Source organism: Microcystis sp. LE19-131.1A (assembly GCF_027532015.1).
GTDB lineage: Bacteria > Cyanobacteriota > Cyanobacteriia > Cyanobacteriales > Microcystaceae > Microcystis > Microcystis ichthyoblabe_A.
In genome coordinates, this window is sequence record NZ_JAPZSS010000226.1 from 1 (window position 1) to 14,992 (window position 14,992).

General features: G+C 47.0%; 9 protein-coding genes. 1 reads left to right on the forward strand and 8 read right to left on the reverse strand.

Annotation, left to right across the window (positions count from 1 at the left end):
* Window positions 1–1,024: 1,024 nt before the first annotated feature.
* Window positions 1,025–2,089, reverse strand: a complete 1,065-nt coding sequence (locus O9323_RS16565; protein WP_002751242.1) for an extracellular catalytic domain type 1 short-chain-length polyhydroxyalkanoate depolymerase — start codon at window positions 2,087–2,089, stop codon at window positions 1,025–1,027.
* 171 nt (window positions 2,090–2,260) lie between these two features.
* Entirely contained in the window at window positions 2,261–3,220 is a 960-nt protein-coding gene (locus tag O9323_RS16570) for a sulfotransferase family protein (RefSeq protein WP_002751240.1), read from the reverse strand.
* Window positions 3,221–3,402: 182 nt separating this feature from the next.
* Between O9323_RS16570 and O9323_RS16575 the strand changes: the two genes are divergently transcribed.
* Window positions 3,403–4,770 carry a hypothetical protein gene (locus tag O9323_RS16575; RefSeq protein ID WP_223210773.1) on the forward strand — a complete coding sequence of 456 codons (1,368 nt, stop codon included), beginning with the start codon at window positions 3,403–3,405 and terminating at the stop codon, window positions 4,768–4,770.
* A 70-nt stretch (window positions 4,771–4,840) separates the two neighbouring features.
* On the opposite strand, the gene O9323_RS16580 is transcribed toward O9323_RS16575, so the two are convergent.
* The 6 genes from O9323_RS16580 to O9323_RS16605 all read right to left on the reverse strand — a co-directional run bounded on the left by O9323_RS16580 (window position 4,841) and on the right by O9323_RS16605 (window position 14,120).
* Complete coding sequence (locus O9323_RS16580; RefSeq protein WP_002751237.1) at window positions 4,841–5,614, reverse strand: SDR family oxidoreductase; 774 nt, start codon at window positions 5,612–5,614, stop codon at window positions 4,841–4,843.
* 31 nt (window positions 5,615–5,645) lie between these two features.
* Window positions 5,646–6,404: an SDR family oxidoreductase gene (locus O9323_RS16585; protein WP_002751234.1), complete on the reverse strand. Its 759-nt coding sequence runs from the start codon at window positions 6,402–6,404 to the stop codon at window positions 5,646–5,648.
* A 67-nt stretch (window positions 6,405–6,471) separates the two neighbouring features.
* On the reverse strand, window positions 6,472–7,356 hold the full coding sequence (locus O9323_RS16590) for an alpha/beta fold hydrolase (protein WP_002751232.1): 885 nt from the start codon (window positions 7,354–7,356) through the stop codon (window positions 6,472–6,474).
* Window positions 7,357–7,467: 111 nt separating this feature from the next.
* A complete protein-coding gene (locus tag O9323_RS16595) occupies window positions 7,468–9,066 on the reverse strand; it encodes an alkaline phosphatase family protein (RefSeq protein WP_002751230.1) in 1,599 nt (532 codons plus the stop codon).
* 69 nt (window positions 9,067–9,135) lie between these two features.
* On the reverse strand, window positions 9,136–9,438 hold the full coding sequence (locus O9323_RS16600) for an acyl carrier protein (protein WP_002751229.1): 303 nt from the start codon (window positions 9,436–9,438) through the stop codon (window positions 9,136–9,138).
* Between the two features lie 98 nt (window positions 9,439–9,536).
* The gene (locus O9323_RS16605) at window positions 9,537–14,120 is read right to left on the reverse strand and encodes a type I polyketide synthase (RefSeq protein WP_002751227.1); all 4,584 of its coding nucleotides are present in this window, start codon (window positions 14,118–14,120) and stop codon (window positions 9,537–9,539) included.
* Window positions 14,121–14,992 lie beyond the last annotated feature (872 nt).

The following is a 14,992-nucleotide window of genomic DNA, read 5'->3' on the forward strand; positions in this document are numbered from 1 at the left end:
GGAGAGAATTCTTGTCCATTAAGAAATGTTACAAATTACATGGGTACATTAAGAAAAGTTAAGGGGGTGCATCCATTGATGGATAAGGGTTTTCAGCTATTGTGGTATATATGTATGGGGGAAGTTCAGCTATATACTCACTTCTCTGCGATGCAGTCGCACTCGCGGGAGCGCATTTTGTAGCTTGCTTAAAGCTTTGTTTCTGTCTGTATCACTTGTTACTTTTTAAAATGAGAATTGCTGTATGTTATCTTGGCATCTTGTCTGTTGATTTAGCATAAAGGGTAACGAAGAGCCAGCAATTTTTTGATAATTGACCACTGTTACATTTGGTAAATCGAGGAAGTTGATCAAAATTTATCCACATAACCCACCTCCTGTTCTGTGTCACCATTATACCATGCTCACACAGAACCTAGAAGAGCCAGACTTCGACCGTTGAGATAGCGATCGCCCTTGAGCTTTGGTGATCGCCGATTGGGTAAACATTTAGTCTAAAGGTCAAATTTGAAAATTTTTGCCTCAAACCCTATCTGTGTAAGGACTTCAGGATTTTGTGTCCAGTAGTCCATTAGTATTGTATTGCTTTAACTCAGACTCTGTAAGACTTTTAGCCATAGCTAGTATGTTTATACGGGGGAAGTCCAGATATTTATTCAGCAAACCCTATTTAGCAAACCCTACTTAAGAAACAAGGATGTTAAGACCGCCAGCGATGGTAGTATCGAGCCATCGAGCGGGGAGCATCTCACCTTTGTAACCCCTAAATCAGGTTTTTATGTCAAGCTATTTTGAAAGCCTTGCTAGAAAACAGTTTTAGGGATAAGTATAATTACTTACTTGCATAAATGAGATGCTCCCTATCGAGCGTACCTATGACAAGGGGTCTATCGGAGGGGAGGGGAGCCGTGTGAGGTGAAAACTCTCAGGCACGGTTTTGAGGACAAGTCGGAAAGGCGACTTTCCAGCTTAGTTTTAATAATTGGCAGAGGCTTTTAGCCTACTTGTCGCCACCACAGGTAAATCACAGAGAATATTTCTGTAAAAATTGCCAGATAACTTCACTAGCGTTAATATCTTGGCTGGTATTACCAACCAATCTCTGGCGTGCGCGATTCCCTCGTGTGTTTCCCCTAGAATCGTTTCCCAGAAGTGCATCTGTCTGTCCGCCAGGCCAGCCGTGACCTCCACCTTCTATCTGATAAAGCACTACCGGCGCACCACTCTTGCAATTAAAGTATCCAATTTTAACTACTTCGGTCCCGTCCGCTTGCGTATCAGGAAGTCGCACCTCTTGGTTCCTGGTGGAGCAGCCATTGCGGCTTCTCCAAAAGGCTACTGTTTGTGGCACCGAAAGAATCTGAGCGTTTGCGCCAATTTCCATCGTTCCCCCCGCCCAAGGTACAAGTTTATCCTCGGTGCCATTGATCATCAGAATGGGAATTGCTCTTTTGGGTTTACACCTTGATACCATCGGTTGCGGAAGTGTTGCTGCTACAGAAGCGACAGCGGCTAATTGCTCGGACATTTCACAAGCTAACCTTTGGGTGAAAAATCCCCCATTAGAACCGCCAGTAGCGTAGATTCTCTTTTGATCAATATTTCTGGTTTTAGATAAGTGTTTGATTAGCACTTTCATAAAAGAAACATCATCAATCGAATCATTGGCTGGCAAATGGCGACCGTCACTCCACTGACCATAAGCACCCCGATCAAGACCATTAGGATAGGCGACAATAAAGCCCTCACGCTCGGCTATCTTATTAAAACCAGTTTTGACCGCCATATTATTACCTTGACTGACACCCCCGTGAAACGCTAAGAGCAACGGCATCGGCTTATTCGCTTGATAGGAACGGGGAATATAGAGGTAATAACTCCTTTCTTGGTTTTGCTGCACCAGTTTTTCTAAAATTAGACCGTCTTGGCCAGAAAATTGCTCGGGTCTTCCTCGCCTCATCTGAGGAGTTCGCCTTCTCTGGGCAATTGGTTGAGTCAGGAAGTTATTCTCTGGAGTGAGAATATCATAAAGATTGACTGACACAGTATTAAAGGCGACAATTAGGCTTGCAAGATAAATCTCGATCATGACTCAAAATTAAATCCTTTTTTGCTAATATAGCAGAACCAATCGCTATCAGCAGCCCCAAATAGGAAATCGTTGTCCAGTCGGCCAAGCCAAAGAGGAGGTCATTGCCCACTATTGAGGTAAGCGATTGTCTGGCTGGGATATTATTCCTAGGCAAGTCCTTTAGGGCTTTCAATCATATCCTAAAAACTGAGCCATTTCGATCACTTTTGGACTGAATCCTTTGCCGTCTGAACGCCAAGGTAAAGGTCCTTCTAACTTGGGTAAGGTAATATTTTTGGGTCGGAAAACCGGGTTCTTTAAAAAGTTAGGATCGTTACCAAATTGCGCTCCCAAAGGACCCGGGGAAGAAAAAGGGGAGTCTTCTGGATGTAACATCGCTTCAAAGGCTGCTTCATTCCAAGACAAGCCCAACCAGCGACAGATTTTCTCAAAGTAAAGAGGGGGATTGCCCAACAAATCTTCTCCCCGCAGCCGCATTTGTTTTTCGGATGGTATAGATTCCAAGAATTCCATAATTCTGCTCTGCATCCGATACCAGAGAAATTGATAGTCAATCACAGCAGTTTTTTGGCTGGGATCTAGAGTGTTAAGCATAGTTGGGTTAGGAGTTTTTGGCGCTCCGAAAATAGCTTTTTTAGGGGCTTTGCCGATGCGAACCTCCGGTACCAGTTTCATGACCGATTCTCCTTGTCCTCGCGGATGGCGGACGAGGTGGAGGTAGTATGAATCAGGGAAAGTCTTGGGAATTCTTTGAAGATTTTCAATAAATAGAGAATAAGCGGGAGACTTATCGACAATGCACAGGGGTTGAACTTTCTCACACAGTTCGAGATAAACTTCTCCTCCAGTCTTATGGGAACGTTGCATGAGCCAGCGATGAGCCATTTTAATGGCAGGGAAACTCTGTTCTCCAGCATAGAGTTGGGCAATAGTGCGTAAAAGTCCGTGGGTTTTTCGAGCCTGTCCTTCATCTTTCAGGCGCTGGAGAATATCTTCGATTGTATCAGCATAAAAAAGATTGATTTCTGGAACTCCATAAGTCTCTGGGTGCTGTCCTAACATGGCACTGGTTAGAGAAGTAAACGAACGGGGAGAAGCCAGAATAAATAAGGGTGGGGTGGCCGACATGAGTAAATTTAGGAGTTATAATAATATTCCTTAACCTTGTCACTTATTGTATCCCAAATATGGTTACTTCGCCTAGACAGCGACCCTTTGACCCCTCGCCCCCACCAGGACTTAAATTTCAGGATTTTTCAAAGATCTGCGAGAACGGTTTCGGCGATGGACACAACACTCATGCTCACTCTATGGCGTGGTTTAAAGATCATTTATTTGTAGGTACAACCCGCTCTCTGCTCTGTGCGCTCAAATTGCATCGCTGCATTGAAGAATGGGGGCTTGAGGTCTGGCCAATTGAATGTCCCGATGATGTGGAGGGCTTATATGAGCAAGTAGATCGACGATCCCAAATCTGGCGTTACAATCCCGTGACCGAAGAATGGCGATATGTTTACCAATCTCCAATGGTAGTGGGCAGTGAGGGGGGAATGGTGCCGAGGGAGATGGGCTACCGCCACATGATGGTTTTCCAAGGAGAATCCGATTCCCAGCCCGCCCTTTATGTGGCGAGTACCTGCCCTGGCCGAGCGCCTGGAGCTTTAATCTTACGGTCTGAAGATGGAGAGACTTTCCAGCCTGCTTCTGAATATGGTATTGTCGGCCTGCCGATCACCAGCATCAGGTTTTTAGTTCCCTTTCGTGGTAAGCTATATACTTCTCCCACTGGCTCTCGCAACAGTAAGCACAATACCTCAGACTACACCATTATTTACGAAAGCAGTGATCCTCTGGGAGGGAAATGGCAGCCCTGTAGCCTTAACGGTTTTGGTGATCCGACCAATGAAGCCGTGTTTGCTGTCTGTCCTTTTCGAGATCAGCTTTACGCCGGTACTTTCAATTGTACTGGGTTCCAAGTTTGGCGGAGTGACTGTCTGGGCCAACCCCCCTATAAGTGGGTAAAGGTGATTGACCAAGGAGCCTATCGCGGCCCGCTCAACCAGATTGCAGCCTGCATGATGGTTTTCAACGATGCCTTATATGTGGGGAGTGCGATTCAAAACTCTGGGTATGATATTATCAATCGCATCGGACCTGCACCTGGGGAATTGATCCGCATCTTTGCGGATGATAGTTGGGAGCTAGTGGTGGGCTCCCCCCGTCAGACTCCCCAAGGCGAAAAACGCCCTATTAGCTATCTACAGCCAGGATTTGGCAATTTCTTTAATGGCTATTTTTGGCACATGGGAATTCATGACGGTTGGCTTTATTTAGGAACTTGTAATGGTAGTGTTATTCTCTCTTGGTTCGATCACACTAAACTGGAAGAGCGAGCGCGGCGCTATCTGGATAAAGTGGGACTAGAAAATCTCATCAAAAATCAAAGTGGGTTTGAATTGTGGCGAACTTATGACGGAGAAAACTGGCTGCCAGTGGAGCAGCATGGGTTTGGCAATCCCTACAATATTGGCTTGCGAAATTTAGTTTCGACTCCCCACGGATTTTTTGCGGGTACGGCCAATCCTTTTGCACCTAAAATCGCCGTGAGGGAAAATGGCAAGTGGGTCTATACTGACAACCCGCGAGGAGGGCTAGAAGTCTGGCTCGGTAGGCCGTAGTAACCTTTAACTTACTGTCAGCAGAAGTCCGCCGATTTATCGGCGGGAGTATCAATTTTAGGCCAGTCCGTTACTTAATCTTAGTACGTTTTTTGCGGCTCTTAAAAGCCATCAGGACGGGATTAAGCAAGAAAGTATCTCTAGGTAAACTCAGAAGATAGCTAATAAACTCAGCCACCCTTTCTGGAGGAAGAGCGTAAGTTGGTTTAGGCACACTTGGGCCATTTTGATTCCACAGAGGTGTATCAATGGCATCTGGTAAAATAGTCTGTACCCGCACTCCCCAAGCGGAAACCTCTTCCGACAGGGATTCAGACAGTCCGATAATGCCAAATTTGGAAGCGCAATAAGGGCCATCGAAGGGCCGACCTTGACGGCCAGAAACTGAAGAAATATTAATAATATCCCCTTGTTTCTGTTCAATCATCGTGGGGATAACGGCTCGATTGCTCAAAAAAGTCCCAGTTAAATTAGTTTCAATCACTGCCCGCCATTCCTCCAAAGAGGTTTGCCAGATTGTTTTCAAATCTTCTCCCACTCGCAGAATACCAGCGCAAGCAATGAGGTTGTCAATCCGCCCGAAATGAGCTACTGTCTCGCTGGCCATTGCCGCCATATCATTTTCATCACAGACACTAAGTACCAAGCTGAGAATCTGCTCTGGTGGAGCAATTGTAACTAATTCTTCGACGGTACTAGCCAATTTTTCTGGATTGATATCTACTAATACCACTTTATGGTGTTGATTCAAGAGTCGCTTGGCACAGGCAAGACCAATGCCTCCACTAGCTCCTGTAATAATTGTGACTTGATCGGTTAAATTAGACCCTGTTTGCTCGCTCATAATTGAATCTTCTCCTTGACAATCCCCTCGATTATCTTTCTAAAACGGGAAGTAGGTGGGGGTGGACAATTACAGTATCGTCTTGCTGTTGAGTTAAATAAACAATAATTGCTGCCACATCTTCTACTGTGAGCAGTCCACCATAACGACGGGCTAACGCAGTTTTAGCAATCATGCCAGTTTCTACCAAACCAGGAAAGATTGCTTGCACACGAATACCATAGGGGCGCACCTCTTCAGCAAGGGATTCAGTTAATCCTACCACGCCAAACTTGGAGGCACAATAAGCGGGAGCGTAAGGTTCCCCCCTTAAACCATAGGGTGTTGTTGACGAGCAAATATTCACAATCTGACCCGATGCTTGTGAGATCATGATCGGCAAAACGGCACGATTGCTTAAGAATATTCCTGTTAGGTTAACTTCCAAGAGATCGTGCCATTCATCTAAGGAAAGTTCAGTAGTCGGACGGGGCAGTGAACGATCTGATCTGACTTTTTTCCCCAATCCAGCACTGGCAACAAGTAAGTCAATGTTACCAAAATGGGCGACTGCTTGGTTGACCATTTCCTCCATATCTGCTTCCTTCCTAACATCTAGTGCTAGTCCGAGATGGGAAGCTGGAGAAGGATTGCATTTATCATTGATTAAGTTGAGAGTCTGCTCAATGCGCTCAGGGTTGGTGCCGACGACGACAACAGAAAAGCCTTGCCCAGCAAGAGCTAAACAAGTCGCTCTACCAATGCCTCGACTGCCACCTGTAACAATTGCCACTTTCTGCTGATTAGACATGGACTGTTGGTTCCCAATTTTCTCAAGTCATGACGGAGATGCTGTTGTAGAAAAGCAGTAGTTATCACTATTTTTCTAAAGCTGGACTGACCAACAACTTTCTCTCTAAAAACCGATTGTCCTTCTGGCAAAAATTCAAGATCACTTGCACAAATTGATCGGGTTTAATCACGGGAAAAAAGTGTCCTACTTCTGGAATAATTACCTCCGAACAATTGGGAAGTAAGTTCTTTAACTGGGAGCAAGTCGGCAGACAGTGAGACTTCTCTCCATAAATTGCTAGAGTTGGTTGAATAATTTGTGACAATTTAGCCGTCGTTATTTCAGTTTCCTGCTCAAATTCTTGCTTGGCAGCAGTTGCCATCAATTTTTGCCATCGCTCCTTTCCTTTTCTGCCCATATCACGGTTTTTTAAGGAAGGTTTGGTCAGTTCATTGACAGTTGTATTTAACTGGTCGAGCAGGTGAAAATCAATAATCTGATCTTCTGACGGCAGGGGCGCTCCTTGTTCTAGAAGTTTTTGTCGCCAACTCTGCCAATGAGGCCAATCCCGCAGCCGCATCTTGGGTTGCAAGCATTGTAATTGAGTATCTGCTACTGTCAGAGACTTAACTTGCTGAGCATGGCAAATGCTATAAAGGAGAGCAACTCTCGCTCCAAAACTATGCCCGACAAGATGAACTTTTTCGACTTCGAGATACTCAAGCAGCACTCGCAGGTCTTGTACCATCCGAGTCAGGGTATAGCCAGAGTCAGATATTGTACTTTTGCCATGGCCTCTGAGGTCATAAATAATCACGCGGTAGTGCTGGGCAAGGGCAGAAGCGATACCGGGATACCAAAAGGCTAGGTTAGCTCCTAGCCCATGGATAAGCAATAAATCTTCCCCTTCTCCCAAGCATTGGTAGTTTAAAGATATCTGGTGAACTGGATCAACTTGAACTGTAGGCATTGTCTTTAACGGGTAAAGTTGAGAAAGTTAGATTAGACATCTCCGGAAACTGGGATTTTAAATCGGTATCATAACGGTTATAACCCAATTCTGGGAGATGTTTAATCAGATTTATTCCATATAACCCAGTAACTGAAGTTGATGGAGAAGAGCCTCCTTTTCAGTCTCAGAAATTTCTGCTTCCTCTTCGTCACTTTCCTGCTCCCAACTGTCAGAGAAGTCTTGATAATTAATGGGACGAGCCTTAAGAACTTCAGGTTTGAGAACTTCTTGGGGAACTCTTCCTTCTAGATTAGTGGGAATTGGCAGTTGCAAGCAGTATAACAACAAAGGCGTAATATCGAGAATAGATAGGGGCTGTACGTGTTGGCCGCTGACAAAATCGGGACCAGAACCGATGAAAATTCCAGCTGGGCGGTGAGTTCCATCGGGTTTGACTCTAGGCCGGACCACCTCTGTGGATTTCAAAATGGAAACAAAGCCCCCATCCCGCAACCTGACGGTCATGTCAGGGGAATTTTCCGCTTCTGGTTTTCTAGCAAGTTTAGCTCGGTTTAAAGTGACTTCCAGAAAGATCGGTTCCCCGTCGTCCGGATTTCTGTAGTCGAGAAGTTGTTGCTGCAAGCTTCGGCAAAATTGCTGGTGATCTTCTTTTTTAACACCATGATTGAGAGGAGTCTCTTTCTTAATGTAAATTCCATTACTGCTAGGGGTAGGGCAATAGGCAATGGTCTTCTGCCAGTCAATCAGCATGAGATGATCTTTCATCCTGTCTGCTGTTAACTTGCCGTCCGTATCCGTCTGGGCTGTTTCCCCCCAAGTTAGGTATCCTTGGCGGGCCAGCCATTCATTGAGATACACAACTTCTGTTGTCGTGCCGAATCCATGGTCTGAGGTCAGAAGGACATTAGTTTCAGGTCCTGCCAACTGCACCAACTGCTCGATCATGCCATCTAACTCTCGATAGTGCTGAATACAGAGTTCTCGAATTTGGCTCTCTTTTGGATCGGCATCAATCCCCATCAGTGGAGGATAGAGATAGCGCCAGAAAAAGTGTTGCAGCTTGTCGGGACTGTCCAGGACAATGGCAGTTAAATCCGTGGGATCGTTTGTCATCAGATAAGCGAGTAAATCAGCCCAAGTTTTCGTTCTCTGGGAATGAATGGCGATCCAATCTTCGTATTCTTCTTCTGGTATGCCTTGAATGGTTTTCTTTTCTTCCGTGATATCCATGCCTAAATGTTTGTAGTCAAAATTAGGCAAGTTTTTGATGGTATCAATTAGTTGAGAGGGGTGGGTGGCACTCCGTAAATGCTTCCAAGTGACGAAACCAGAGATGGAATAGCCGTCAAGAGGCGGGGGAGGAGCCATGCCAAAAAAGTTCAAAGCCGTTACTCGTTTGCCATAGCGATTGGCCATCGACCAGATTGTTTCACAGCGAACATTGCGGGAGTCATTGACCTTGAGAAAGATTTGTTCGCCAACCTGTTCAGGATACAAAAAATCATGGATACCGTGAGCATCAGGACTCATGCCAGTGATCATCGATACCCATCCTGGCGGGGTGAGGGGATTAGGGGTTGACATTAAATCTGCCCACACTCCCTGCTTGACAAATCGCTGCAAGAATGGCATAACACCATCCTCCATCAAAGGATTCAAGAGAGAGAAGGTCGCTCCATCGAGTCCAATCATCAAAACTTTATTCATAAAAATCCTCTTTCAAAGAATCCCACGCGTTTACCCGTGGGAGTATCAAGTTCCTATTAGTTGTTATAGTTATTGTAGATTTTTGTGCAGGAACTCAACAATCTCTTTCACTTCCAGTTCATCAACGTAGTCTCCATCCCTCATAAACAGTTGTTCAAAGGGTAATCCCTTGCGCTCAAAGTTCTTTTCTAGCGCTACTACCAACTGCACCACATCGATCGATTCAAAAGCCAAATCTTCCATTAGGCGAGTTTCTGTATCTATTTTGCCGCCATCCTCCAATTCCCAATCGGCCGTCATATTTTCTAAGACAGCAATTACTTGGGCTTCGATATCTTCTTGGCTAAAAATTAAACTTTGTTTCCCAGACATAAATTAATTAACCTCACTTTTCAAAAACAACAACTGAACAAGAATTAATGTTGTGTTTACATTATAGTCATTTAGCCGCTCTTGTCAAAGGCTGCCTGTTAGTTTTCTTGATTATCAATACTTGGTTCAACCGCAGCGGCGACAAAAACGTTCTGATTCTGGCTGATTGAAACCTCAGGCACTACTCCCATCCTCTCCAGTGGAGGGCAGTACACTTGCAAGTTACCGCTCTCGGTGGGGAAGAGTTGCACGTCTAGGGGGCCCAGAGCCAAGTCAAATTTTTGCAAGGCAAACTGGCGAATAGTTTCCTTGGCCACCAAACTCCCTAAGAGCCACTGCTTACGCTCGGAACCCTGCTCTGGTAAACTGTACCAAAATTCTCGCTCTGATTGGGTGAAAATCAGGTGAGCGATGATATATTTAATCACCCCTCCCAATTCGTCTAAAAAGTTGACGGGAACTAAGGTCAGCCGACGGGAGAGCATACCTACTTCCTCTTGCCAAGGCTCGGACCAGTAGGCCACTTGCGGCTCCCGGCGGAGTTGATGATACTCCAGAGGGACACGAATAAAGATTTCCAGTAATCCGAACACGCGAGCAATAACAAGGTCTTCGCTGTTGAGAAACTCAAAATTACCTTGAAGCTGTCGCTCGCCGTCAAAGCTTAACCAACCACGACAGGAGATGGGAGTTCCGGCAGGCAAGGGAGGAGCATATTGCTCGAAAACCCTAACACTGAAAGGGAAAGTATGAAAATTCACCCCAAAGAACTCCGAACCCCAGTAGGCCACTAACTGGGCGGCCGCATCCAAAAGTGGCGCATCAATCTGAAAGATGGGTCTGGCAATATCTCTAAAAAAATTATCGACGCGCATCACTTCTAGATCAGCTTCAATCCCTTGCTGGCTGACCTGGCGAATATGCTTGACCCCCTGGAGTCGCGGTCCGTGGAACATACCTTCCGTATAAAGTTGCTCGTCTGACCAGCGTGACGGTTGGGAGTCCTGCCACTGGCAAGGGGTTGCTGGTGGTGATGGATTTAGTTGAGAGGTGAGCCTGACATCACCCTCAAAGACTAAACGGCGCTCGCTGCCCCGCGACGGCTGAAACAGTTGGACGTGGACATCCCAAATATCTGGTGCTAATTGCTCTTGCAGTTGGGCAACGATGTCGAGAACCAAGTATCCCTGTTCCAGAGCCAGCCAGCGATAGCTACGCACGTTGTCAACCTGACTGACCCATTGCTGTCCATCACAGAGAAAGGCAGCAGCTTCTGCGATAATTTCCATGCTGACGGTAAAGGGAATCACGGGCAAGGGAAATTCACCAGCCTGCCGATGGGACCAGGGGCCTCCTAGCATATGGTCATAAATGAAGTCATCCCAGTGGAGATCGAAATGTCGCCGGCAGTAGAGGTAGCCTTCGCCCTTCTCAATAATCTCCCCTAGGAAAGGCCAAGCCTCTGAAAAGCTGAGGGGAACAGATTCTACATCAACCCAAGGCAGACCAACCGCTTCTTGCTGCTGATGGGAGAATGGGTTTGTATAGAAACTGCTGATCGTCCTAGCTTGACTATTGAGGAATTCCTCCATCAAATCCAAGTGACTCAAGAAGCCCCGAAGACGAATATCGGGGAACAAAGCAGAGAAACTGGGTGAAGAAATCTGCTCTTGTAGAGGAGGCTTCTCTGGGGGGAAAACCGGCAAAGTTGAGGTTAGTTCAATATTCTCCTGGACCATGCACTCTCTACCCGTTGCCACTGGCGGCACAGAGGGGAACTTCTGCTCAAGGGTGTGGACAAAAGCTGATGTAAGTTTCATCTTGGGCATGGTCAAGTCCAAGAGCCTTTTCTGCCTACCGTTGCCTGCTGCTTCTAGAGAGGCAGTCTCTAGGTTTACTAGGTCCACTTGCCGGTATTGGTAGAGAGGAGCAAAATTGAGGGCGCGACCGTTGACAAATAACTGGGCTAACAGATGTTGAATTTGTTCGAGACTGGAACGACGTTGGCTGCTGCTGGCCAGAACCAAGCAGTCTTGCCCGGAGAGAATATCTCTAACGAAGTTGCTTAGATTGCTCGACGGACCGACCTCGACAAAAGTTCTGACTCCCTGTTCATAGAGGTGGCCAATCGTTTCCCGGAAGCGCACCTGGCTCGACCACTGGCTCAGGGCCAATTCTCGAATTTCCGGTGGTGTTGGCGGGAAAGGAGCGCCCGTAGCGCAAGTGTAGAGTTGGGTATGCCCTGGTCCAACGGTCAACCCCTGATAGTATTCCCTGAGAGCTTCTGCCACTTGGTTAAACAAGGGCGTATGGTAGGCACGATCAAAGGGCAGACGGGTACAGATTCCCCCTAATTCCCTGAGTTGATTGGCCGCTTGCTTGATGGCCTCTTCATTACCAAAGAGAACGGCTTGGTTAGGACAGTTGTCCATGGCTAGGTAGAGTTGCCCCGAAGATTGGGCGACCATCTCCGCCAAAATGGCAGTTTCCAAGGCACCAACAGTGAGCAGAGTCCCTCGGGGAATGCGGTCTTCTGCTGTCAAATCTAGGTAAATTTGGTTAAGTTCAAGAATTTTCTGCCCCATTTCTTGGCGGCTGGCCAGTTGGATAGTTCCAGATGCAATCAGGGCTGTATTTTCTCCCGTACTGTGACCAACCATCACGTCACACTGGATTTCCAGATCCTTGAGCAGTTCGTAGAGAGCCATACTAGCAGTAAAGACTGTCTCCGTTGCCAGATCTAGGTTATACAACTCTTTGGCTGCTAGGAGGCGTTGCTCCTCGCTCAAGCCTGTGGGCGGCGGAAAAATAAAGTAACTTGGCGGATAATTCCTATTTTTGCCAAATATATCATCTAAAAAGTCGAACCAAGCCCGCACTTTCGGGAAGTGGAGACAGATATCTGAGAGCATATTGGGGTACTGAGATCCCTCTCCCGGAAATAGGAAAGCGGTTTTACCTACTTCGGCTTCTGGATGTACCTGAGCGTAGTAAATGCCACTGCGAGTCTGGAAACGAGTCCGTCCAGGTTCTGCTAGTTTTGACTTGGCCAGTTGGAGTTTGGCTTGTAAATCCGTCTTCTCGCTGGCAACTATAGCCAGACGGTGAGGGCTAGGATTACGGTTAGCTAGGGTATAAGCTAAGTCAGAAAGGAGCAGATTGGGGGATGACTGCAGCCGCCGCTCTACCTGTTCAACTAAATCAATGAGATTGGCTGTCTCCTCTCCCGAAAAAATGAACAATTCCGTGGGCCATGAACAGGGCAGCTTCCTCTCTGGGAGATCAGGGGAGCGATCATATTCTTCCAAAATGGCGTGAGCATCGATGCCCCCAAAACCAAAGGCATCAATACCAGCACGACGGGGTTCTTTGCTCTGTCCGTTAATCCAAGGCCGGGCTTCTGTATTGACGTAAAATGAAGTCTTTTCTTCCTCTAGACAGGGGTGAGGCTGCTGACAGAGGGTAGGAGGTAAGACTTTATAATAAAGAGCTAAAGCCATTTTAATCAGACTGGCGGCCCCGGAGGCGGGAATGCAGTGGCCGATCGCTGATTTAACCGAACCAATGGCCCGGTGGGGCATCTCTCCCTGACGTTGGCCAAAGATGTGGGTGAGGGACTTAATTTCAGTCCTATCTCCCAGAGGCATCCCCGTGCCGTGAGCTTCCACAAGAGTAACTGTGTCTGGAGCAATGCCGCTATTCTCGTAAGCTCGCTGGATGGCCAGTACCTGCCCTTGCCAACGGGGAGCTAACAGTCCCAAACCTTTGCCATCGCTGGCAGTGCCAATCCCTTGAATAACTGCGTAGATGCGATCGCCGTCTTTTTGGGCATCAGCTAGGCGTTTGAGCACTAAAATTCCCAAGCCCTCACTGAGAAGAGTTCCGTCGGCAGACTGGTCAAAAGGCTTGATGGTAGAACGGGAGAGGGCATCGAGTTGGCTGAAGACCATGTGAACCTGGGGTGGTGTAGAGGCTTGGACTCCCCCCGCCAGCATCATGTCGCAGCGACCGCTCAACAGTTCTTGGATTGCTAAATCAACGGCAATCAAAGAGGAAGCGCAAGCTCCATCCACTAAGTAGTTAGGACCCATTAAATCGAGGCGGTTGGCAATGCGTCCAGTCACCACATTAGGGACTAATCCAGGGGACATCTCGGCATTAAAGGGGGGCAAGCTGGCCTTTAGCTCTTGGCGGATCTGGCCCAAGGTTTGGGCATCGAGAGTGGGGACGATTTGCTGTAACAGTTCTATGGTTTGATCGGCGATCAGACCATGTTGGATGACCGTGCCAAAACCCCGATTGAAGTAAGTGCCGCGCCCCAAGATAATGCCAGCTTTTTCCCGGTTGAAAGGGCGATCGAGATAGTCGGCATCTTTCAAAGCATCCCGGGCAATTTTCAGGGAGAGAAAATGATCGGGATCGCCCCCCTCAATGGAGTTGGGCATAATGCCAAATTCTAGGGGATCGAATTCGGCTATATCATCAAGAAACCCCCCTTTACGGGTATATAAGCCGCCATTGTCATCGCTAGAATTAGCAGGATTCCAGTCATCAGGGGCTTCTCGAATGGCGCTGACTTTACTAAGAATATTTTGCCAGTAGGTAGCCAGATCCTTGGCTCCTGGGAACAGTCCAGCCATGCCAATAATCGCAATCTGAGCAGGTGAGCTTGCCGAATTCATCAGAAAAATTGGGTGGGAAACCCCGTGCTAGAAGCACGGCTTTACATTGACACTCTCACCGTCACAGCGTAGCTTGACGGGAGATTCTTGTTTCATCGGGTTTGTCTAGTCCCAAGTCATCTCTGGCTTGAAACCCCGTCCAGATTCCCCTCCACAAGCATCTGTTTTAAATCCACTGACTGCCTGGCAGCAGATAACAAAACTTGATTATGTTGCGATTCCTCATTTACAAACGATGTCGCCCCTGTTGTTAGGTATTTTACTTTGGTCAAGCATTTTGTCTGGCGAGAACCACCAATTCGCCCATCTTGGCACACTTGGGTGCGTTGGCTTTTTTATTCTAACATCAGTTTTAATGAACGCTGTATTGATCGAGGGTGGACTATTGCTGCCCAGGTGCATCGGCGGCTTCGATGTTAGGGTATAGATGTCTCCCGTGAGTCGGTTTTTATTTTTTGTTGGTTGGCGGGGGTCGGATCATTGAGTAAAGTAGGGGGGGATCGATCAGTTTAAGTTGTCCTGTGGTAGGGGTAAATCCAGGAAGATAAGAAAGCAGCCAGTGGGGAAGCGGATCCTAGAAAGGTGAAAGCCTAAGCAAAAGGTGCGGCGGTCAAGACTCCGTTGAGTTTATGTTTAGTCGTTCTCATAAAATGGTTCTCGACCTATCAGAGTTTATAGTTAACGGCTCTTCGGTTTGTGTTATGCAATGGATGGGGGTTATAAGGAATGAAACCCTTATAGAGACAGACATTACCGCGATTTTTGTCAATTGTTTGCGATCTAGAGCGAACTAATCAATTAAATCTCTTGCCAGATAAGGATTTAGTCGATTTATGCCCCCATATCGAACCATACCAAGTCCCGAAGAGCCT